1 protein-coding gene is annotated in these 879 nt (G+C 62.7%); it reads left to right on the forward strand.

The window, feature by feature from the left end; translation table 11 throughout:
* On the forward strand, positions 1 to 879 hold an 879-nt coding region (locus ACR0BU_RS24725), incomplete at both ends, for an autotransporter outer membrane beta-barrel domain-containing protein (RefSeq protein WP_480739582.1).

Genomic DNA, 879 nt, shown 5'->3' on the forward strand with positions numbered 1-879 from the left:
GCCCCTGTGCTGAACGGGCTGCTGGCGGTCACGAACTCATCCGATTACGCGGACGCGCTCGATCAGCTGAGCCCGGAGATCTATGGCAACGTGGAAACCGGTGCGCTGCTGTCGTCGCAAGCCTTTGCGGCCAGCCTGCTGAGCTGCGAACAGCAGACCGGCCCGTTCGCGGCCATCGCCGAAGGCGAGTGTGTCTGGTTGCAACCGCAATACCGCTACCTGGACCACAGCGGCACGACGGAAACCGTGGGCTTCACCGAAAGCGTGACCGGCGTGTCGGGCGGGGCGCAGTTTGAAGTCGCCCCCAACTGGTTTGTGGGCGGTGGGATCGGTTACGAGACCGGTGATACCAGTGCCTCCAACGGCGCCGACAGCGACTTTGATCGGTATCAGGGCGGTGTCGCGGTCAAATATGTCGATGGCCCCCTGTTGCTGGCCGCCAGCCTGAGCGGCGGGATCAGCAATGATACGGTCACCCGGCAGATCGGGTTTGGCGGCTTCACCGGCACAGCCAGCTCGGATCCGGATACCAAGTTCATCACCGCGCAGCTGCGGGCGGCTTATCTGAAAGAGTTTGAGAGCTTCTACCTCAAGCCGATGCTGGATCTGGGCTGGACTATGCTGGATCGCGACGGCGTGACAGAAAGCGGGGCCGGGGCGGCCAATCTGAGTGTCGCAGGGGATACCAGTTCCTATGTCACACTCTCGCCATCGGCAGAGATCGGCAGGGAGTTCGACATCCCCGGAGACAGGTCCCTGCGCGCCTTTGCCAGGGTTGGTGCAACCTACTTCGTCAATGATACCCACACCATCACCGCGGACTTCATCAACGCTCCAACCGGAACCGGCAGCTTCACCAACACCACCGAGCTGGACCGG

This window comes from Ruegeria sp. CK2, assembly GCF_056536585.1.